We start from the raw sequence: 20,049 nt of genomic DNA, 5'->3' as shown, positions 1-20,049 counted from the left end.
CCCAAGGTATGGCCGAAACTAAATCGAGAATCTAATGAGTGACTACAAAACTACCCTGAATTTGCCGGAAACAGGGTTCCCGATGCGTGGCGATCTGGCCAAGCGTGAACCTGAGATGCTGAAACGTTGGTATGAACAGGATTTGTACGGAATTATTCGTCAGGCGAAAAAGGGCAAGAAAACCTTCATTCTGCATGACGGCCCTCCGTATGCGAATGGCAACATTCACATAGGTCACTCAGTTAACAAGATTCTGAAAGATATTATTGTCAAATCCAAAGGACTGGCCGGTTATGACTCGCCGTACGTACCGGGATGGGACTGCCACGGTCTGCCTATTGAACTGAAAGTCGAGCAGCTGATTGGCAAGCCGGGTGAGAAGGTGAGCGCGGCAGAATTTCGTCAGGCATGCCGCAAGTATGCGGCGGAGCAGGTTGAAGGGCAGAAGAAAGACTTTATCCGCCTCGGCGTGCTGGGCGATTGGGATCGCCCGTATCTGACCATGGATTTCAATACCGAGGCGAATATCATCCGCGTTCTCGGCAAGATCATCGACAACGGGCACCAGCACAAAGGGGCTAAACCGGTGCACTGGTGTGCCGATTGCGGTTCTGCATTGGCAGAAGCTGAGGTGGAGTATTGCAATAAAACCTCTCCGTCTATTGATGTAGCTTTTACTGCTGTTGATGCGGCAGCTGTTGCGGCGAAATTTGGTGTCACTGCTGTTGCAGGCACGATTGCACTGGTTATCTGGACCACTACCCCGTGGACGCTGCCCGCGAACCGCGCGATCGCCGTGAATGCCGAGTTTGCTTATCAACTGGTGCAAATCGAAGGCAACGCGCTAATTCTGGCCGCCGATCTGGTGGAAAGCGTGATGGCGCGCCTGGGCGTAACAAGCTGGACCGTGCTGGGCGACTGCAAGGGTTCCGATCTTGAACTGTTGCGTTTCAATCACCCGTTCCTGAATTTCGATGTGCCTGCGATTCTGGGCGACCACGTCACGCTGGATGCCGGTACCGGTGCGGTGCATACCGCGGGCGGCCACGGCCCGGATGACTATGTCATCAGCCAGAAATACCAGCTCGAAATCGCCAATCCGGTGGGGCCGAACGGCTGTTACCTGCCGGGTACGCACCCGAATCTGGACGGCAAGTTTGTCTTCAAAGCCAATGACCTCATCGTTGACATGCTGCGTGAAAGCGGCGCGTTGCTGCATGTGGAAAAACTGCAACACAGCTATCCGTGCTGCTGGCGTCACAAGTCGCCAATCATCTTCCGTGCCACGCCTCAGTGGTTTGTCAGCATGGATCAAAAAAGGCTGCGTCAGCAGTCGCTGTCTGAAATCAAAGGCGTGCAGTGGATCCCGGATTGGGGTCAGGTGCGCATCGAGTCCATGGTTGCCAACCGCCCAGACTGGTGTATCTCGCGCCAGCGTACCTGGGGCGTACCGATGTCTCTGTTTGTTCATAAAGAGACCGAAGCGTTGCACCCTCGCACGCCGGAGCTGATCGAAGCGGTGGCTAAACGAGTTGAGCAGGACGGCATTCAGGCATGGTGGGATCTCGATCCTGCCGATTTGTTGGGGGCTGATGCTGCAAATTATGTCAAAGTGCCAGACACGCTGGATGTGTGGTTCGATTCCGGATCGACCCACGCCTCAGTGGTGGATGTGCGCCCGGAATTTGCAGGGCATGCAGCCGATATGTATCTGGAAGGCTCTGACCAGCATCGCGGCTGGTTCATGTCCTCGCTGATGATCTCTACGGCGATCAAGGGTAAAGCCCCGTATCGTCAGGTGCTGACTCACGGCTTCACCGTCGATGGTCAGGGCCGCAAAATGTCCAAATCCATCGGCAATACCATTGCGCCGCAGGACGTGATGGACAAGCTGGGCGCGGATATTCTGCGTCTGTGGATCGGCTCCACAGACTATTCCGGCGAGATCGCTGTGTCCGATGAAATCCTCAAACGTTCTGCCGATGCTTATCGCCGCATCCGTAACACCGCACGTTTCCTGCTGGCAAACCTGAACGGGTTCGATCTGGCCTTGCACAGTGTGAAGCCGGAAGAGATGGTGGTGCTGGATCGTTGGGCGGTAGGCTGCGCGCAAGCCGCACAGCAAGAGATCGTTGAAGCGTACGAAAGCTACGATTTCCACCGTGTGGTGCAACGCCTGATGCAGTTCTGCTCCATCGAAATGGGCTCGTTCTATCTGGACATCATCAAGGATCGCCAATACACCGCCAAGCATGACAGCGTGGCGCGCCGCAGTTGCCAGACCGCGCTGTTCCATATTGTGGAAGCGCTGGTTCGCTGGATGGCACCGATCATGTCCTTCACCGCCGATGAAGTCTGGGGCTACCTGCCGGGTAAACGCGCACAGTACGTGTTTACCGAAGAGTGGTATGATGGCCTGTTCGGGCTGGCGGAAGAGGAAACCCTGAATGATGCGTTCTGGGCCGACATGCTGAAAGTGCGGGCCGAAGTGAACAAGGTGATTGAGCAAGCGCGTAACGACAAGCGTATTGGTGGTTCGTTGGAAGCGGCGGTAACGCTGTATGCTGATGCTGAGCTGTCCGAGAAGCTGGGGCGTCTGCAACAGGAGTTGCATTTTGCACTGCTGACCTCCAAGGCGCGGGTTGAACGCTATGAAGATGCTCCGGCGGATGCGCAGGCGAGTGAACTCTCTGGCCTGAAAATTGCTTTAAGCAAAGCGGATGGGCACAAGTGCCCGCGTTGCTGGCACTATGAGTCCGATATCGGTGTGGATGCTGCACACCCAGAGGTATGCGGACGCTGTGCCACGAATGTGGGCGGTAATGGCGAAGAGCGTAAATTTGTCTGATGAATAAATCGATCTGTTCAAGCGGGTTGCGCTGGCTGTGGCTGGTGCTGGTAGTGTTGGCGGTGGATCTTGGCGTCAAATACTGGGTACTGGCGAATTTCGAACTGGGTGAAACTTGGGCGCTGTTCCCCTCGTTAAACCTGCACTATGCCCGTAACTACGGTGCGGCGTTTAGCTTCCTGGCAGATAAAGGCGGCTGGCAGCGCTGGTTCTTTGCCGGTGTCGCCATCATGATCGTGGTGGCGCTGTTGGTGATGATGTACCGTAACCGCGCCGACCAGAAGCTGAACAATATCGCCTATGCGCTGATTATCGGCGGTGCGCTGGGGAACCTGTTCGACAGAACCTGGCACGGCTTTGTGGTCGATTACATTGACTTCTACGTCGGTGACTGGCACTTCGCAACGTTCAATCTGGCGGATACGGCTGTCTGTATCGGGGCTGGTCTGGTAGTGCTGGAAGGCTTTCTGGCACCTCACGACGCCTCGGCGAAGCCGAAGGGGCAGGCATGACGCAAAGCGTGCAGAATACCAGCGCCGTACTGCTGCATTTTGTGCTGACGCTGGAAGATGGCAGCGTTGCGGAATCGACCCGCGAACGGGGTAAACCCGCGCTGTTTCGCTTGGGGGATGAGAGCCTGTCTCCGGCACTGGAACAGCAACTCCTCGGCTTGCGTCGGGGAGATAAACACCGTTTCACGTTGTCGCCGGAATCGGCCTTCGGGCCGTCCAATCCGGATTTGATTCAGTTCTTTCTGCGCAGCGATTTTGCCGAGACCGGCGTACCGGACGTGGGCACCATCATGCTGTTCAGCGGCGTGGCGGGAAATGACATGCCCGGCGTGATTCGTGAAGTGGCGGAAGAATCGGTTACAGTCGATTTCAATCATCCGCTGGCGGGTCATCACGTAAGCTTTGATGTTGAGGTGATGGATATCGATCCTGTCGCGCAGGAGGTTGAGCGTGCAAATCTTACTGGCTAATCCGCGTGGTTTCTGCGCGGGCGTCGATCGCGCAATCAGCATTGTCGAGCGTGCGCTGGAAATTTATGGCACGCCGATTTATGTGCGCCATGAAGTCGTGCATAACCGCTACGTGGTGGATGGCTTGCGCGATCGAGGTGCGATCTTTATTGAAGAGATTGGCGAAGTGCCTGATGGCGCAATCCTGATTTTTTCTGCACACGGCGTGTCTCAGGCTGTACGGGCGGAAGCAAAGAATCGCGATCTGACCGTCTTTGATGCCACTTGCCCGTTGGTGACCAAGGTCCATATGGAGGTGGCGCGCGCCAGCCGTAAAGGGGTAGAAGCTATCCTGATCGGCCATGCTGGGCACCCTGAAGTAGAAGGCACCATGGGGCAGTACAGCAACGACGATGGCGGCATGTATCTGGTGGAGTCACCGGAAGATGTGTGGAATTTGCAGGTTAAAGATGAGGGTAACCTCTGCTTTATGACGCAAACCACGCTGTCGGTGGATGACACCTCCGCGGTAATCGATGCACTGCGTGAGCGTTTCCCACAAATTATCGGCCCACGTAAAGACGATATCTGCTACGCCACCACGAACCGTCAGGAAGCGGTGCGTTATCTGGCGGAGCGCGCAAACGTGGTGCTGGTGGTGGGGTCGAAAAATTCTTCCAACTCCAATCGCTTGGCAGAACTGGCTCAGCGTTCCGGCATTCCCGCTTACCTTGTCGATTCTGCGAACGATATTCAGGAGCGCTGGCTCACGGATGTGGCGTGTATCGGTGTAACGGCGGGTGCGTCTGCACCGGACATTCTGGTTCAGCAGGTGATTGAACGCCTTAAATCCTTCGGGGGTAAAGTCGCGCTCGAGCTGGAAGGCCGTGAAGAGAACATTGTCTTTGAAGTACCAAAAGAGCTGCGCGTGGAAGTAAAGCAGATCGATTGATACTGGCATGAGGCAGAGTAAAAAATAGCAGGGTGTTATCCCTGCTATTTTTTTATCTGAATTATCCCCCTTTTTCGAATGCATAAAAACTGCATGATTATGCGTTACCTATTTGGGGAGATTTATCTGTCAGCGTGTAGTGAATGCCTTCTGACGGATAGCTTTTACTGATTATTCCCCCTTTTTGTCAGAAATTTCTAATCCTGCGTGAAATCCGCTGGCAGCCATCGCCTTGGCCCGCTAACCTGAGAACGTTTTTACAGCGCAAGTGAAAAAAGAGAGATGACGATGAAGGATGCAATACGTGTAGCGATTGCCGGTGCCGGTGGTCGAATGGGGCGTCAACTGATCCATGCTGTTTCGCAGATGGAGGGTGCTGTACTCGGTGCTGCGCTAGAGCGTGAGGGCTCATCGTTGGTTGGCGTTGATGCCGGAGAATTGGCAGGACTGGGCACGCTGGGCGTTATTGTGCAGGATTCGCTGGATGCGGTACGTGATGATTTTGATGTCTTCATCGATTTCACGCGCCCGGAAGGCACATTGGCGCATCTGACATTCTGCCGCCAGCATGGCAAGAGCATGATTATCGGTACCACGGGTTTTGATGATGCAGGCAAAGCGGCTATCAGTGCGGCTGCACAAGAGATTGGCATTGTGTTTGCCGCCAACTTTAGTGTGGGTGTCAACGTAATGCTGAAATTGCTGGAGAAAGTGGCCACCGTGATGGGCGATTACACGGATATCGAGATCCTGGAAGCGCACCACCGCCATAAAGTGGACGCACCGTCGGGGACGGCGTTAGCCATGGGAGAAGCCATTGCAGGAGCGTTAGGGCGCGATCTGAAAACCTGCGCGGTCTATGCGCGTGAGGGCCACACCGGTGAACGTGTGCCAAACAGTATCGGTTTTGCCAGCTTGCGTGCCGGAGATATCGTCGGTGAGCACACTGCAATGTTTGCGGATGTTGGTGAGCGCATTGAGATTAGCCATAAGGCTTCCAGCCGTATGACCTTCGCTAATGGTGCTATTCGTGCAGCAATTTGGTTGAAGGGTAATAAATCAGGTCTTTTTGATATGAGAGACGTGCTTTCTCTCAATGAACTTTGATTTTATCTGTTATTTAACTTATTGAATTTTGTGTATTATTTTACATTCTTTTTAATTATATGTATTTTGTGATTTTATTATGTCGTGGTCGATGTAAGTTTTTTTTCTCTCCTTTATAAAGATTGTGTTGGCGTTTTTTTAACCACCTATTGCCCTGTCAGGCATCTACTAGTCAAATATTTCCTTCTGGCTAATAATGTCACTAGGCAACCGTTTACTTTACCTTTTTGATGGCTGCTTTTGTGGCTGTGGTAAGTCGGTGACGCCGTAAGCCATAAAAAATGAAGAAAAATAGCGGTTAGAGTGGACAATTTGAACGACCATCATTAAAATGCGCGCAATTTGCCAAAAGTTTACCGAAAAGGTAATTTTTGCATTGATTTGGAGTGGCTAATCTGAATTAATATGCAGATAATATGATTATTTATTCCTTGGGGGTGTTTTGATTAAGTCAGCGCTATTGGTTCTGGAAGACGGAACCCAATTCCACGGTTGTGCCATCGGGGCAGAGGGAACGGCAGTGGGGGAAGTGGTCTTCAATACATCGATGACCGGTTATCAAGAAATCCTCACTGATCCTTCCTATTCCCGCCAGATTGTCACTCTCACTTATCCCCATATTGGTAATGTCGGCACTAACGCCAGCGACGAAGAATCCCCCTCTGTTCATGCTCAAGGCCTAGTTATTCGCGATCTGCCCCTGATTGCCAGCAACTACCGTAATGAAGAGAGCCTCTCAGATTATCTGAAACGCAATAACATCGTTGCCATCGCCGATATCGATACGCGTAAGCTGACTCGCTTGCTGCGTGAGAAAGGGGCGCAGAATGGCTGTATTATTGCCGGGGATGCGCCGGATGCGGCACTGGCATTGGAAAAAGCCAAAGCGTTCCCTGGCCTGAAAGGCATGGATTTGGCAAAAGAAGTGACGACACAGGAACGTTATGGCTGGACGCAAGGTAGCTGGACGTTGACCGGCGACCTGCCTGCTGCTAAAGCGGAAAGTGAGTTGCCGTACCACGTAGTGGCTTACGACTACGGAGTGAAGCGCAACATTCTGCGTATGCTGGTCGATCGTGGCTGCCGTTTGACGGTTGTGCCTGCCCAGACCTCTGCTGAAGAAGTGCTCAAACTGAATCCGGACGGGATTTTCCTCTCCAACGGCCCTGGCGACCCGGAGCCGTGTGACTACGCCATCAAGGCGACCAAAGCCTTCCTGGAGGCCGATATTCCGGTATTTGGCATCTGCCTAGGTCACCAACTGCTGGCGCTGGCAAGCGGTGCTAAAACGGTCAAAATGAAATTTGGTCACCACGGTGGTAACCACCCGGTGAAAGATCTGGATGCCGACTGTGTGATGATCACCGCGCAGAACCACGGTTTCGTGGTGGATGAAAACTCACTGCCAGCGACGCTGCGCCCGACGCATAAATCGCTGTTTGACGGCTCCCTGCAAGGGATTCATCGCACGGATAAAGCGGCATTCAGTTTCCAGGGACACCCGGAAGCAAGCCCTGGTCCGCACGACGCGGCCCCCTTGTTCGATCACTTTATCGAACTGATTCACTCTTATCGTGCCAATGGTAAATAATCGGGAGCAGAAAAATGGTAAAACGTACTGATATTAAAAGCATCCTGATCCTTGGTGCCGGCCCGATCGTTATCGGTCAGGCCTGTGAATTCGATTACTCTGGTGCGCAGGCGTGTAAAGCGTTACGTGAAGAGGGTTATCGCGTCATTCTGGTGAACTCCAACCCGGCGACCATCATGACCGACCCGGAAATGGCCGATGCGACGTATATCGAGCCGATCCACTGGGAAGTGGTGCGTAAAATCATCGAAAAAGAGCGTCCTGATGCGGTGCTGCCGACTATGGGCGGGCAGACAGCGCTGAACTGTGCGCTCGAGCTTGAGCGGCAGGGTGTGCTGGCGGAGTTTGGCGTCACCATGATCGGTGCGACCGCCGATGCTATCGATAAAGCGGAAGATCGCCGCCGCTTCGATATCGCCATGAAGAAAATTGGCTTGGAAACCGCGCGTTCCGGCATCGCGCATACCATGGAAGAAGCATTGGCCGTGGCCGCCGATGTGGGCTATCCCTGCATTATCCGTCCCTCCTTTACCATGGGCGGCAGCGGTGGCGGTATCGCTTATAACCGTGAAGAGTTTGAAGAAATTTGCGCGCGCGGTCTGGATCTGTCACCGACCAAAGAGCTGCTGATTGATGAATCCCTCATCGGTTGGAAAGAGTATGAAATGGAAGTGGTGCGCGATAAGAAAGACAACTGCATCATTGTCTGTTCCATTGAAAACCTGGATGCCATGGGTATCCACACCGGTGACTCCATTACCGTTGCGCCAGCGCAAACCCTGACGGACAAGGAATACCAAATCATGCGTAACGCCTCCATGGCGGTACTGTGTGAAATCGGGGTTGAAACCGGCGGTTCCAACGTGCAGTTTGCGGTTAACCCGAAAACCGGTCGCCTGATCATTATCGAAATGAACCCGCGTGTATCGCGCTCCTCCGCGCTGGCTTCCAAAGCGACGGGTTTCCCGATTGCCAAGATTGCCGCCAAGCTGGCCGTGGGCTATACGCTGGATGAGCTGATGAATGATATCACCGGTGGTCGTACCCCTGCATCGTTCGAGCCCTCCATTGACTATGTTGTTACAAAGATCCCGCGCTTTAACTTCGAAAAATTTGCTGGTGCCAACGATCGCCTGACCACCCAAATGAAATCGGTCGGTGAAGTGATGGCGATTGGCCGTACCCAGCAAGAGTCGCTGCAAAAAGCGCTGCGTGGTCTGGAAGTCGGCGCAACGGGCTTCGATCCGAAAGTGGATCTGGACGATCCGGAAGCGCTGACCAAAATTCGCCGCGAACTGAAAGACGCGGGCGCTGAGCGTATCTGGTATCTGGCAGATGCTTTCCGTGCTGGCATGTCTGTGGATGGCGTGTTTAACCTGACCAACATCGATCGCTGGTTCTTGGTGCAGATTGAAGAGCTGGTGCGTCTCGAAGAGCAGGTTGCTGAGAAGGGCGCAACGGCACTGACGGCCGATTTCCTGCGCACCCTGAAACGTAAAGGCTTTGCCGATGCGCGTCTGGCGAAGCTGGTCGGTGTATCTGAAAACGAAATTCGCAAACTGCGCGACAAATATGATCTGCACCCGGTCTACAAACGTGTCGATACCTGTGCGGCAGAGTTCGCTACCGATACCGCATATATGTACTCCACTTACGATGAAGAGTTCGAAGCTAATCCGAATCAGGATCGCGACAAGATCGTGGTGTTGGGTGGCGGGCCGAACCGTATCGGACAGGGCATCGAGTTTGACTACTGCTGTGTGCATGCGGCGCTGGCGCTGCGTGAAGACGGTTATGAAACCATCATGGTCAACTGTAACCCGGAAACGGTTTCAACCGATTACGACACCTCTGATCGTCTCTACTTCGAGCCCGTCACGTTGGAAGACGTGCTGGAAATTGTCCGTATCGAGAAACCGAAAGGCGTTATCGTGCAGTATGGTGGCCAAACGCCGCTGAAACTGTCGCGTGCACTGGAAGCTGCGGGTGTGCCAGTTATTGGCACCAGCCCGGATGCTATTGACCGTGCAGAAGATCGTGAGCGTTTCCAACAGGCGGTGAATCGTCTGGGCCTGAAACAGCCGGAAAATGCCACCGTCACCTCCATCGAGCAAGCGGTGGAAAAAGCGCGCGGCATCGGTTATCCGCTGGTGGTTCGTCCCTCCTACGTGCTGGGCGGCCGTGCGATGGAAATCGTTTACAACGAAGTAGATTTGCGCCGTTACTTCCAGAACGCGGTCAGCGTGTCCAACGATGCGCCGGTGCTGCTGGACTGTTTCCTCGATGATGCCATTGAAGTGGACGTGGACGCTATCTGTGACGGCGAGCGCGTGCTGATTGGCGGCATCATGGAACACATCGAACAAGCGGGCGTGCACTCCGGTGACTCTGCCTGTTCATTGCCGGCTTATACGCTGAGCAAAGAAATTCAGGATGTGATGCGCCAGCAGGTAGAGAAACTGGCGTTCGAACTGAGCGTGCGTGGGTTGATAAACGTGCAGTTCGCTGTGAAGAACAACGAAGTCTACCTGATTGAAGTGAACCCACGTGCAGCGCGCACCGTTCCATTTGTCTCCAAGGCGACCGGTGTACCGTTGGCGAAAGTGGCCGCGCGCGTGATGGCAGGCAAGACGCTGACGGAGCAGGGTGTCACCAAAGAAGTTATCCCACCGTATTACTCCGTGAAGGAAGTGGTGCTGCCGTTCAACAAGTTCTCCGGCGTTGACCCGATTTTAGGGCCAGAAATGCGCTCTACCGGCGAAGTAATGGGTGTGGGTCGCACCTTTGCCGAAGCGTTCGCCAAGGCGATGCTGGGCAGCAACTCACCGATGAAGAAATCAGGACGTGCCTTGCTCTCGGTTCGTGAAGGCGATAAAGTACGCGTTGTGGATTTGGCGGCCAATCTATTGAAACACGGCTTTGAGTTGGACGCGACTCACGGCACCGCCATTGAGCTAGGTGAAGCGGGTATTAATCCGCGTCTGGTGAACAAGGTGCATGAAGGGCGTCCGCACATTCAGGACCGTATCAAGAACGGCGAGTACACGTATATCGTCAACACGACCGCAGGGCGTCAGGCGATTGAAGATTCCAAACTGATTCGCCGCAGCGCGTTGCAATACAAGGTGCACTACGATACGACCATGAACGGCGGCTTCGCCACGGCGATGGCGCTCAATGCGGATCCGACCGAGAAGGTGACCTCGGTGCAGGAAATGCATGCGCAAATTAAAGGTTAACCTACGCTAACCAAGAAAAAGCCAGCGCGAATGCGCTGGTTTTTTTATGGGTAAAGATAATAGAATTGTTCAAATCTATAATGTGTTTGAATAATAACCCCTCCCTCAAAGCCATAGGTGGTATCTACACATCTTTTGCAATATCTGCTATTACGTTGCTGCATAATCTCAACTTATCCATCGGCGGGATTGATGCCCGCCTTAACCGGCGTTATCAGCGTCTGGTTAAGCAACACATGACTCCCCCAGCACCATTGGCGTCAGCCGTTAAAGACCTTGCCTGCGCGCAGAAAACAACATTCGCCACTACTCAGGCCATTTGGCGTTTTTTTAATAATGAACGTATTAGCTTCAGTCAGCTCAATGAACCTATTATAGCCAACCGACTTAAAAATGATTACAGCCAATTCCCTGATATGTGGCAAAAAAATACAGCTAATTGTTATCAAAATAATGTCGCTTGGCTATATTTCGCTGGCTCTCCGGCAGGTTGCACTTAGCCCGCATCCATACGCTCTCGTCGTTCACGACTGGTCTCATTTACAGTTTCGTACCCACAATGGGAAAGAAGAACATTTGAAAATGACGCATGGTGGCGACGTCGGTTATGAACTATAGCCAACAGACTTAAAAATGATTACAGCCAATGCCCTGATATGTGGGAAAAAATACAGCTAATTGTTATCAAAATAATGTCGCTTGGCTATACAAGCCAGCCTACTGCTTGATGCTGCAAATGGTTTACCAATAGCGCCCCTGTCTCAAACTCTAACCGATAGGGCGGGTTGTCGTTCAACGCTAACCGAGGGCTTGTCTGAGAGTCTGACTCATATGGATGCTTTGACGGCTGATATCGCCCGCGTTGAGTCTCTTGATACCGGGAAGAAGTTAGTTCATCTCATTGACCGTGAAGGTGACTCTATCGGGCATATGCGCACATTAAGCTCCCAGGGAATATGTTGGCTTATCCGGGGAAAGGAAGGGCATCGGGCCGAGTGGGGCGGTGACACCCGTAAAATTGGTGAAATTGCAGACGATCTGCCATTTATCGCAAACGGACAGGTTGGCTGGAAAGGGAAAAAAGCCAATATGGAGATCGGGGAAACATCTGTGATCATAACGCGAACAGCAAAAGCGAAGCGGAAAGACAAGAACAGCGGACGGCGAGTGAAAGTTCAGCCAGGCGTAGCTCTGACACTCAGATTAGTTGTGGTTCGCCTTACCGATACTCACGGTAAATTTATCGGACGCTGGACGCTGCTCACAAACGTTAGCAACGAGCTCACCAGCGCGGAAGTCGCTCGCTGGTATTACTGGCGCTGGGGTATTGAATCCTTTTTTAAGCTGCTGAAAGGTGCCTGCCATGATGTAGAAAAATGGCTTCAGCGCTGGTGCCCTGCTACGCAGGTTATTGATAGCTAGCATGGCATGTGTGCTGGTATGGCGGCTGCAACGCGCTGAAGGAGACGACAATGCGGCAGCCCGTCAGTTAATTTGCCGATTATCCGGACGACAACAAAAACGAGGGCGTAAAGAAAGCGCCCCAGCGCTGCTTGCCGGACTATCCATCCAGCTAAATACCTTGACGTTATTAGCAGACTATACCCCGGAAGAACTTGCCCACTTAGCTATGGTGGTTTTTAACCCTTTATGATGTGTAGATACCTATGCACCAAATGGCAACGACCAGCACCAGTACGGCAATGCCCGTTTGAATGGACGCACTGGAACCCGCACTGCGTGACCCGAGCAGCCAAATGGCGATCAGCGTCAACATTTGCACGACCAATATGCCTACCCTGCTATGGCCAATAAACGGTGCCCAAAACTCAGCAGCAATTTGCAACGCAGCAGGCAAGCCCAAGGGGATCACGGAAAGAAACAGCCAGCGGGTCACGCGTGCTAGGCGCGGGCCAAACGCCAGATTGACAAAGTGGGCTGCTCCACCGGCATTGGGAAAATGCTGTCCCAACGCGGCAAAGCCAATGGCAATCGGAAACACCAACACAATCAGCAGCGGCCAAGCCCACAGGCTGTCATTACCCGACAGCTGCGCCACAATAGCTGGCACCGCAAACACGCCAGTTCCCAGTAGCGAAGTGGAAAGCAGCCCCACTCCCTGAACCTGCCTTAACCCATTGCTACTCGCCACGTCAGTCCACCCTATCCCCTAAAAAAACAAAGCCTCCATGTAGGAGGCTTTGCGGTTACAAAATCACGTCTACCCATTAGCCCACAGTACATCGCGAATACGGCCTTTGTAAGCCTCGACTTTCTGCGGCGTCATTAAACGACGTTCATCATCCAGTACTACTCCGCCTACGTCGTCAGCAATGCGCTGTGCAGATTGCAGCATCAGTTTGAAATTCTGGCTTGCGTCACCGTAGGAGGGCACCATCATGAAAATGGAGACGCCCGGCGTGGAGAAATCGGCCATGTCGTCGATACTGAAAGAACCGGGTTTCACCATGTTGGCTAGGCTAAACAGCACCGGTCCTGCACCCGCAGGATTAACATGACGATGGAAAATATTCATTTCACCGAACTGGAAGCCGGCCTGCAATACGCTCTGCAACAGCACTTCACCGCCAATGATACTGCCCTGATGAGCAGCAACGTGCAGGACCAGCACGGTTTCTTGCGCTGCGCTGCTTGTGCTTTGCACTTGTGGCTGGTCAGCATCCTGCTCAGGCAGGTGTTGCTCCGCGGCCTGCTCTTCAAGGTGCGGTGCACGTTCAACAGGCGTTGGATGTACAGGCGCAACGTTTGCAGCATGTGCGGGGCGAGTCTCCTGCGCAACGCGATCGACATGCACCTCAGGCGCAGATTGCGGCGCGGTGGTCGCGCCTAACAGCGGATCGTAATCGGTACGAACGTGTTCGGCAGCAGAAGCGAAAGGCGATGAGGATGCAGGCGGCGGCGCAGTCTCTTCTCGCTTCTGCTTTTGCTTAAGGCGCTTCACCGGACGGTCACGAAAAAGGGACGAGCGCTCTTTACGGCTCGTCCACAAGCCGTGAAGCAGTAGCGCAATTATAGCGATCGCGCCCACAACGATTAATATCAGACGCAAGTCCTGCATCATTGCTATCCCAGTTAATTCAATTTATTGCCACCGCGGCAACTTTTTCATACCCCTAACTCTATTTGCCTGCGTACACAAGTGCAAGCCTGCACAGTATTTTATAGGAATAAAGATATACCGGGCGCACTTTTTTGCTTTTTTTTCGTCCAAAGGGTCACTGGTCAGCAGAAAATCATCCCGATATGATGCAGATCACACAAACGATCCGGATCACCCCACAATGAGGAACAGGATGTCATGGTAACCCCGTCCCCCGCTACGCCACCGCGTTCAGGCATTTACTATTTCGCACAAGGTTGGCAGCTGATGTCGCTTCCGGGCATACGGCGTTTTGTCATCGTTCCCCTGCTGCTCAATGTGCTGTTGATGGGCGGTGCCTTTTGGTGGCTGTTTTCCCGCATGGGTGACTGGATTGCCCAACTGATGGGCCATGTGCCAGAGTGGTTACAATGGTTAAGCTACCTGCTATGGCCGCTCGCTGTCATCTCTATCCTGTTGGTATTCGGCTATTTTTTCAGCACCATTGCCAATTTTATCGCGGCACCGTTTAACGGCCTGCTGGCCGAACAGCTTGAAGCGCGGCTGACCGGAAAGGCCCTGCCGGACAGCGGCGTTATTGGCATGGTCAAAGATATCCCGCGGATCATGAAGCGCGAAGTGCAGAAACTCGTCTATTACCTGCCGCGCGCCATCGTACTGCTGTTATTGTATCTTATTCCCGGTATCGGACAAACCGTGGCACCGCTGCTGTGGTTCGGGTTTAGCGCCTGGATGCTAGCCATTCAATATTGCGATTATCCCTTCGACAATCACAAAATCAGCTTTCCCAGCATGCGCGAAGCGTTGCGGCGTCATAAACTCAACAACTTGCAGTTCGGCGCGTTGGTCAGTGTGTTTACGCTGGTGCCGTTCCTGAATTTGGTGGTGATGCCGGTCGCCGTCTGTGGCGCAACCGCATTGTGGGTGGATCGATATCGTCATCTCTCGGTCTCAGCGGGAACGCGATAGTTTTTCCGACTGTAATGAAAAGATATTTCTTAAGAACATAATGATATAGCAATTCTTTCCTTCCCTGAAAGGACGGAGTGAGTATGCTCTATCTTGTTGGTAAAAATTTCATACAGTTATAAGGACTGGCCATGAGCAAAATCTATGAAGATAACTCCTACACCATCGGCCACTCGCCGCTGGTTCGCCTGAACCGGGTCGGTAATGGACGTATTCTGGCAAAAGTAGAATCGCGCAATCCTAGCTTCAGCGTCAAATGCCGTATCGGTGCGAACCTGATTTGGGATGCAGAAAAACGCGGCGTATTAAAACCCGGCGTTGAACTGGTGGAACCGACGAGCGGTAACACTGGGATTGCTCTGGCCTATGTCGCTGCTGCCCGCGGGTACAAATTAACCCTGACCATGCCAGAAACTATGAGCATTGAGCGGCGCAAGCTGTTGAAAGCGCTGGGCGCCAAACTGGTACTGACCGAAGGTGCGAAAGGCATGAAAGGGGCCATCGCCAAGGCAGAAGAGATTGTTGCCAGCGATCCGAGCCGCTTCCTGTTACTGCAACAGTTCAGCAACCCGGCTAACCCGGAAATTCACGAAAAAACCACCGGCCCGGAAATCTGGGAAGACACCGATGGTGAAGTCGACGTGTTTATCTCCGGTGTCGGCACCGGCGGTACGTTGACTGGCGTCAGCCGTTTTATCAAGAAAACCAAAGGCAAAGCTATCACAACCGTCGCGGTTGAACCCGTTGATTCACCGGTGATCACCCAAGCGCTGGCTTGCGAAGAGATCAAGCCTGGCCCGCATAAGATCCAAGGGATCGGCGCAGGATTCATTCCGGGTAACCTCGATCTTGCTCTGGTGGATCGCGTTGAGCGTATTTCTAACGAGGATGCGATTTCAACCGCGCGTCGCCTGATGGAAGAAGAAGGTATTCTGGCTGGTATCTCTTCCGGTGCTGCTGTGGCTGCAGCGCTAAATTTGCTGAAAGAGCCCGCGTTTGAAGGCAAAACTATCGTGGTGATTCTGCCCTCTTCCGGTGAGCGTTATCTCAGTACTGCGCTGTTTGCCGATCTGTTCACAGAACAAGAATTGCAGCAGTAATCCTTCGTTACATTGACAGCATAAAAGCACCTTCATAGGTGCTTTTTTTGTGGTCAATTTCAAAGTTTATACCCATCAATGATTGCTTTTTTTGTCCAAGTTTAGTACTTAACCGAACAATTATTTTGATGCGCAAAATTAATAGCCGTAACATCGTACCCTGTTCCTACTGATGGCAATGTCCCCGTTTTTTACCACAGAGGCAGCAAGGCCATCTGACACTGGGCTGGAATACGGTGCTATTTGGCGTATATATTCAAGGGAGGCGTTTCGTCCTTACCTTGCCGCATCAAAGGCGACCCCGTAACATAAATGGGGCTGACCTAACAGACTAAAGTTCGGTAAATACACTAAACTTTAGTTCCACAACACGAATCCAAACCATAGTTGGGGAAAACGGAATGTTCCAGCAAGAAGTTACTATCACCGCTCCGAATGGCCTGCACACCCGTCCTGCGGCTCAGTTTGTTAAAGAAGCCAAAGGATTTACCAGCGAAATTACCGTCACCTCCAACGGAAAAAGTGCCAGCGCGAAAAGTTTGTTCAAGCTTCAGACCCTTGGCCTGACGCAAGGCACTGTCGTTACCCTTTCCTCAGAGGGTGAAGACGAGCAAAAAGCCGTTGAACACCTTGTTAAGCTGATGGCTGAACTTGAGTAATCGGCAGGCTTTTCGTGTGAACATCAGTTTCGAGTGAAGGTAGAGTTATGATTTCAGGCATATTAGTATCACCCGGTTTTGCTTTCGGTAACGCGCTGTTATTGAAGGAGGACGAAATCGTCATCAGCCGGAAGAAAATTACTGCTGAAGACGTTGAACAAGAAATCGAACGTTTTCTGAGTGGCCGGGCCAAGGCTTCTGCACAGCTGGAAGCCATCAAGACCAAAGCAGGTGCAACCCTGGGCGCTGAGAAAGAGGCCATCTTCGAAGGGCATATCATGCTGCTTGAAGATGAAGAGTTCGAGCAGGAAATCATAGCCCTGATCAAAAAGGACCATCACTCTGCCGATGCAGCAGCCTACTCAGTTATCGAGAATCAGGCGAAAGCGTTGGAAGAACTGGACGATGAGTACCTGAAAGAGCGCGCAGCGGACATGCGCGATATCGGTAAACGCCTGCTGAGAAACATTCTCGGTATGCCGATTATCGATCTTGGCGATATTCAGGAAGAATCGATCCTGATCGCAACCGATTTGACGCCATCAGAAACCGCGCAGCTGAACCTAGACAAGGTGCTAGGCTTTATTACCGATCTCGGCGGCCGGACCTCCCACACCTCCATTATGGCGCGTTCTCTGGAGCTGCCCGCGATTGTCGGCACCACGGATGCCACCCAGCAGGTGAAAAACGGCAATTATCTGATTCTGGATGGCGTGAACAACAAAATTTATCAGAACCCGACGCCGGACGTTATCGAACAACTGAAAGCGCTGGAAGTACAGTACTACGCTGAAAAAGATGCGTTGGCAAAACTGAAGGATTTGCCCGCCATCACGCTCGACGGGCATCAGGTAGAAGTGTGCGCCAACATTGGTACCGTACGTGATGTTGCCGGTGCAGAGCGCAATGGCGCAGAAGGTGTTGGACTCTATCGCACCGAATTCCTGTTTATGGATCGCGATGCGTTCCCGACAGAAGAAGAGCAGTTCCAAGCCTACAAAGCCGTAGCAGAAGCCGTAGGGGCGCAGGCGGTTACCGTGCGCACCATGGATATCGGCGGTGATAAAGATCTGCCTTACATGAACCTGCAGAAGGAAGAGAACCCGTTCCTAGGCTGGCGAGCAATTCGTATCTGTCTCGATCGTAAAGAAATTCTTCATACACAGCTTCGTGCCATTTTGCGCGCGTCGGTGTTTGGCAAGCTACGCATCATGTTCCCGATGATCATTTCCGTAGAGGAAGTGCGTGCGCTGAAAGCCGAGCTGGAACTGCTGAAATCGCAGTTGAGAGCAGAAGGAAAAGCCTTCGATGAGAGCATCGAGGTAGGCGTAATGGTTGAAACACCTGCTGCGGCCGCCATTGCCAACCATCTGGCGAAAGAAGTGGACTTTTTTAGTATTGGGACAAATGACTTAACCCAGTATACTCTGGCAGTTGATCGCGGTAATGAGCTTATCTCTCATCTCTATAACCCGATGTCTCCAGCAGTATTGCGTTTGATCAAGCAGGTCGTTGACGCATCTCATGCCGAAGGCAAATGGACGGGGATGTGCGGCGAGCTCGCTGGTGACGAACGTGCTACACTGCTATTATTGGGTATGGGTCTGGATGAATTCAGCATGAGTGCAATCTCAATTCCTGGCATCAAGAAGATCATTCGTAATGCAAATTACGACGATGCCAAAGCGTTGGCAGAACAAGCGCTCTCCCAACCCACAGCGCAAGAACTGAGCGATGTAGTGAGCCGATTCATCAAAGAAAAAACGCTATGCTGACCCAATATTAATGATTAGGAGAAGATCATGGGTTTGTTCGATAAACTGAAATCTCTGGTATCTGATAATAAAAAAGATACTGGCAGCATTGAAATCATTGCACCGCTGTCTGGTGAAATCGTCAATATTGAAGACGTTCCTGACGTTGTTTTTGCTGAAAAAATTGTCGGGGACGGTATTGCCATTAAACCGACTGGCAACAAGATGGTGGCGCCGGTTGATGGCACCATCGGCAAGATTTTTGAAACTAACCATGCTTTCTCTATCGAATCCGACAGCGGTATTGAACTGTTCGTTCACTTCGGCATCGATACCGTTGAGCTGAAAGGTGAAGGCTTCAAACGCACCGCGGAAGAAGGCCAACACGTGAAGAAAGGCGATCTGGTCATTGAATTCGATCTGGCGCTGTTGGAAGAAAAGGCCAAATCAACGTTGACGCCGGTGGTTATCTCCAACATTGATGAAATCAAAGAGCTGACCAAGTTGAGCGGTACTGTTGTTATCGGTGAAACACCGGTTATCCGTATCAAAAAGTAGCGCTTTTCTGAGTACAGCACCTCATACGAGCCTGTTTAAGATTTTGTGTAAATGCCTTTCCTCATAAGTGACCGTCAAGGCGGTCACCGAACTCGATAATAAAGCGACTCATTGCCATACGCCAGTCCTGTAAGGGCATCGTCCATTTCGCCTAGATTGCCAGCCATACGACCTTCTTCACCGAGTCATCAGTCGGGAACACCTTGCGTTTCTTGATTGCATGCCGGAGCACGCTGTTCAGTGATTCTATAGCGTTCGTCGTGTAGATTACCTTGCGAAGTTCCTGCGGGTACGAGAAGAATGTCGACAGGTTGGCCCAGTTTGACTGCCAGTTCCGGCTTATCTGCGGATAGTGGTGATCCCATGTCCCACCGAACGTCTCCAGCGCCTGAAGCGCGGCCTCTTCGGTTGGAGCCTGATACACTGCTTTGAGGTCGCGTGTTACGAGTTATTAGCAAATCTGGTGTATGGCGATCAGGCTACGTTCCGCTCTGATGCTTCGTGAATCTGTTCTCCATCCTTAAATTGGACGTTGCTTACAACTAGGGTCAGCAGGTCAAATCCTCTTAGTCGGTTCCAGCTTTTCTGAGCAGACTGGAGCAGCTTATAGCTAAACGACTTAATTTTGATTGCATTATTTAAATGAGCTATTCAATTGATTTTAGAGGTAAAGTGATATCTACACGGGAAGAAGAAGGGTTGAGTATCCGAGAAACAGCGAAGCAATTTCGGATTGGCCCTGCCTCTGTATCGCGTTGGATTAATCAAATAGCGTCAAAAGCATCGACCACGCGTCAGCGAAAGATCGATAAATCCGAGTTGATAAAAGATGTTGAACCATATCCAGATGCTTACCAAAAAGAACGTGCAGAGCGTTTTGGTGTTTGTCAGAAGGCCATTTGGCAAGCTCTTAAAAAGCTGGGATTGACCTATAAAAAAAACTCTACGCCATCCGAAAGCCGACGAAAGCGCCCGGCAAGCATTTCAACAAAAAATACAACAGTATGAAAAAGAAGGTAAACCTATTGTTTTTATTGATGAAAGTGGTTTTCCACATGATACCCCACGGACTCACGGCTATTCCCCAAAAGGTCAACGGTGTTTTGGCCTGAAGAACGGGGGAGCCAAGGGAAGAACAAATGTTATCGGCGCTTTATTAGAGCCTGTACACGAGATTGTGTAATTACCTG

19 protein-coding genes and 3 pseudogenes are annotated in these 20,049 nt (G+C 52.1%); 18 read left to right on the top strand and 4 right to left on the bottom strand.

Features of this window, described 5'->3' with window-relative positions; genetic code table 11:
- Positions 1 to 34 precede the first annotated feature (34 nt).
- The 11 genes from ileS to ACD630_RS24590 all read left to right on the top strand — a co-directional run bounded on the left by ileS (position 35) and on the right by ACD630_RS24590 (position 12,352).
- Entirely contained in the window at positions 35 to 2,848 is a 2,814-nt protein-coding gene (ileS, locus tag ACD630_RS24640; protein ID WP_430360967.1) for an isoleucine--tRNA ligase, read from the top strand.
- A complete protein-coding gene (lspA, locus tag ACD630_RS24635) occupies positions 2,848 to 3,360 on the top strand; it encodes a signal peptidase II (protein ID WP_430360966.1) in 513 nt (170 codons plus the stop codon). The genes ileS and lspA overlap by 1 nt, the downstream gene beginning before the upstream one ends.
- Positions 3,357 to 3,830 (top strand): FKBP-type peptidyl-prolyl cis-trans isomerase, encoded by a 474-nt coding sequence (gene fkpB, locus ACD630_RS24630; protein ID WP_430360965.1) that lies wholly within the window; start codon positions 3,357 to 3,359, stop codon positions 3,828 to 3,830. The genes lspA and fkpB overlap by 4 nt, the downstream gene beginning before the upstream one ends.
- Positions 3,811 to 4,761: a 4-hydroxy-3-methylbut-2-enyl diphosphate reductase gene (gene ispH, locus ACD630_RS24625; RefSeq protein WP_430361278.1), complete on the top strand. Its 951-nt coding sequence runs from the start codon at positions 3,811 to 3,813 to the stop codon at positions 4,759 to 4,761. The genes fkpB and ispH overlap by 20 nt, the downstream gene beginning before the upstream one ends.
- A 288-nt stretch (positions 4,762 to 5,049) precedes the next feature.
- On the top strand, positions 5,050 to 5,868 hold the full coding sequence (gene dapB / locus ACD630_RS24620) for a 4-hydroxy-tetrahydrodipicolinate reductase (RefSeq protein WP_430360964.1): 819 nt from the start codon (positions 5,050 to 5,052) through the stop codon (positions 5,866 to 5,868).
- A 442-nt stretch (positions 5,869 to 6,310) separates the two neighbouring features.
- The gene (carA, locus tag ACD630_RS24615; protein WP_430360963.1) at positions 6,311 to 7,459 is read left to right on the top strand and encodes a glutamine-hydrolyzing carbamoyl-phosphate synthase small subunit; all 1,149 of its coding nucleotides are present in this window, start codon (positions 6,311 to 6,313) and stop codon (positions 7,457 to 7,459) included.
- Positions 7,460 to 7,473: 14 nt separating this feature from the next.
- Positions 7,474 to 10,698 carry a carbamoyl-phosphate synthase large subunit gene (gene carB / locus ACD630_RS24610; RefSeq protein WP_430360962.1) on the top strand — a complete coding sequence of 1,075 codons (3,225 nt, stop codon included), beginning with the start codon at positions 7,474 to 7,476 and terminating at the stop codon, positions 10,696 to 10,698.
- A 155-nt stretch (positions 10,699 to 10,853) separates the two neighbouring features.
- The gene (locus ACD630_RS24605; protein ID WP_430360961.1) at positions 10,854 to 11,198 is read left to right on the top strand and encodes a hypothetical protein; all 345 of its coding nucleotides are present in this window, start codon (positions 10,854 to 10,856) and stop codon (positions 11,196 to 11,198) included.
- Positions 11,092 to 11,316: a hypothetical protein gene (locus ACD630_RS24600; protein WP_430360960.1), complete on the top strand. Its 225-nt coding sequence runs from the start codon at positions 11,092 to 11,094 to the stop codon at positions 11,314 to 11,316. The genes ACD630_RS24605 and ACD630_RS24600 overlap by 107 nt, the downstream gene beginning before the upstream one ends.
- A gap of 81 nt (positions 11,317 to 11,397) precedes the next feature.
- Positions 11,398 to 12,120, top strand: a complete 723-nt coding sequence (locus ACD630_RS24595; RefSeq protein WP_430360959.1) for a transposase — start codon at positions 11,398 to 11,400, stop codon at positions 12,118 to 12,120.
- 1 nt (position 12,121) lies between these two features.
- A complete protein-coding gene (locus ACD630_RS24590; RefSeq protein ID WP_430359241.1) occupies positions 12,122 to 12,352 on the top strand; it encodes a hypothetical protein in 231 nt (76 codons plus the stop codon).
- Here ACD630_RS24590 and ACD630_RS24585 read toward each other — a convergent pair.
- A pseudogene (locus ACD630_RS24585) lies at positions 12,353 to 12,850 on the bottom strand (amino acid permease); the annotation flags it as partial.
- Between the two features lie 69 nt (positions 12,851 to 12,919).
- On the bottom strand, positions 12,920 to 13,780 hold the full coding sequence (zipA, locus tag ACD630_RS24580) for a cell division protein ZipA (protein ID WP_430360958.1): 861 nt from the start codon (positions 13,778 to 13,780) through the stop codon (positions 12,920 to 12,922).
- Positions 13,781 to 14,017: 237 nt separating this feature from the next.
- Here zipA and cysZ point away from each other — a divergent pair, with 237 nt between their 5' ends.
- The 5 genes from cysZ to crr all read left to right on the top strand — a co-directional run bounded on the left by cysZ (position 14,018) and on the right by crr (position 18,859).
- Positions 14,018 to 14,788 carry a sulfate transporter CysZ gene (cysZ, locus tag ACD630_RS24575; RefSeq protein ID WP_430360957.1) on the top strand — a complete coding sequence of 257 codons (771 nt, stop codon included), beginning with the start codon at positions 14,018 to 14,020 and terminating at the stop codon, positions 14,786 to 14,788.
- 131 nt (positions 14,789 to 14,919) lie between these two features.
- Positions 14,920 to 15,888: a cysteine synthase A gene (gene cysK / locus ACD630_RS24570; protein WP_430360956.1), complete on the top strand. Its 969-nt coding sequence runs from the start codon at positions 14,920 to 14,922 to the stop codon at positions 15,886 to 15,888.
- A 401-nt stretch (positions 15,889 to 16,289) separates the two neighbouring features.
- Complete coding sequence (gene ptsH / locus ACD630_RS24565; protein ID WP_430360955.1) at positions 16,290 to 16,547, top strand: phosphocarrier protein Hpr; 258 nt, start codon at positions 16,290 to 16,292, stop codon at positions 16,545 to 16,547.
- 47 nt (positions 16,548 to 16,594) lie between these two features.
- Positions 16,595 to 18,322: a phosphoenolpyruvate-protein phosphotransferase PtsI gene (gene ptsI / locus ACD630_RS24560; RefSeq protein WP_430360954.1), complete on the top strand. Its 1,728-nt coding sequence runs from the start codon at positions 16,595 to 16,597 to the stop codon at positions 18,320 to 18,322.
- A gap of 27 nt (positions 18,323 to 18,349) precedes the next feature.
- The gene (gene crr / locus ACD630_RS24555; RefSeq protein WP_430360953.1) at positions 18,350 to 18,859 is read left to right on the top strand and encodes a PTS glucose transporter subunit IIA; all 510 of its coding nucleotides are present in this window, start codon (positions 18,350 to 18,352) and stop codon (positions 18,857 to 18,859) included.
- 61 nt (positions 18,860 to 18,920) lie between these two features.
- Here crr and ACD630_RS24550 read toward each other — a convergent pair.
- Both ACD630_RS24550 and ACD630_RS24545 read right to left on the bottom strand, forming a co-directional pair.
- A pseudogene (locus ACD630_RS24550) lies at positions 18,921 to 19,304 on the bottom strand (transposase); the annotation flags it as partial.
- Between the two features lie 29 nt (positions 19,305 to 19,333).
- Positions 19,334 to 19,468 (bottom strand): annotated as a pseudogene (locus tag ACD630_RS24545) (IS256 family transposase); the annotation flags it as partial.
- Between the two features lie 33 nt (positions 19,469 to 19,501).
- Here ACD630_RS24545 and ACD630_RS24540 point away from each other — a divergent pair.
- Positions 19,502 to 19,867 (top strand): IS630 transposase-related protein, encoded by a 366-nt coding sequence (locus ACD630_RS24540; protein WP_430360952.1) that lies wholly within the window; start codon positions 19,502 to 19,504, stop codon positions 19,865 to 19,867.
- The gene (locus ACD630_RS24535; protein WP_430361277.1) at positions 19,791 to 20,042 is read left to right on the top strand and encodes a transposase; all 252 of its coding nucleotides are present in this window, start codon (positions 19,791 to 19,793) and stop codon (positions 20,040 to 20,042) included. Before ACD630_RS24540 ends, ACD630_RS24535 begins: the two co-directional genes overlap by 77 nt.
- The last annotated feature ends 7 nt before the right edge of the window (positions 20,043 to 20,049 follow it).

Origin of the sequence: Symbiopectobacterium sp. RP (assembly GCF_050472005.1) — a bacterium.
GTDB lineage: Bacteria > Pseudomonadota > Gammaproteobacteria > Enterobacterales > Enterobacteriaceae > Symbiopectobacterium.
This window is presented reverse-complemented; position numbering and strand designations above follow the sequence as displayed.

Coding starts and splice junctions, on each gene's coding strand:
- ileS (WP_430360967.1), top strand. CDS start 35: ATGAGTGACTACAAAACTACCCTGAATTTGCCGGAAACAGGGTTCCCG.
- lspA (WP_430360966.1), top strand. CDS start 2,848: ATGAATAAATCGATCTGTTCAAGCGGGTTGCGCTGGCTGTGGCTGGTG.
- fkpB (WP_430360965.1), top strand. CDS start 3,357: ATGACGCAAAGCGTGCAGAATACCAGCGCCGTACTGCTGCATTTTGTG.
- cysK (WP_430360956.1), top strand. CDS start 14,920: ATGAGCAAAATCTATGAAGATAACTCCTACACCATCGGCCACTCGCCG.
- ACD630_RS24540 (WP_430360952.1), top strand. CDS start 19,502: ATGAGCTATTCAATTGATTTTAGAGGTAAAGTGATATCTACACGGGAA.
- ACD630_RS24590 (WP_430359241.1), top strand. CDS start 12,122: ATGGCATGTGTGCTGGTATGGCGGCTGCAACGCGCTGAAGGAGACGAC.
- ACD630_RS24600 (WP_430360960.1), top strand. CDS start 11,092: ATGATTACAGCCAATTCCCTGATATGTGGCAAAAAAATACAGCTAATT.
- carB (WP_430360962.1), top strand. CDS start 7,474: ATGGTAAAACGTACTGATATTAAAAGCATCCTGATCCTTGGTGCCGGC.
- crr (WP_430360953.1), top strand. CDS start 18,350: ATGGGTTTGTTCGATAAACTGAAATCTCTGGTATCTGATAATAAAAAA.
- ptsI (WP_430360954.1), top strand. CDS start 16,595: ATGATTTCAGGCATATTAGTATCACCCGGTTTTGCTTTCGGTAACGCG.
- cysZ (WP_430360957.1), top strand. CDS start 14,018: ATGGTAACCCCGTCCCCCGCTACGCCACCGCGTTCAGGCATTTACTAT.
- zipA (WP_430360958.1), bottom strand. CDS start 13,780: ATGATGCAGGACTTGCGTCTGATATTAATCGTTGTGGGCGCGATCGCT.
- dapB (WP_430360964.1), top strand. CDS start 5,050: ATGAAGGATGCAATACGTGTAGCGATTGCCGGTGCCGGTGGTCGAATG.
- ptsH (WP_430360955.1), top strand. CDS start 16,290: ATGTTCCAGCAAGAAGTTACTATCACCGCTCCGAATGGCCTGCACACC.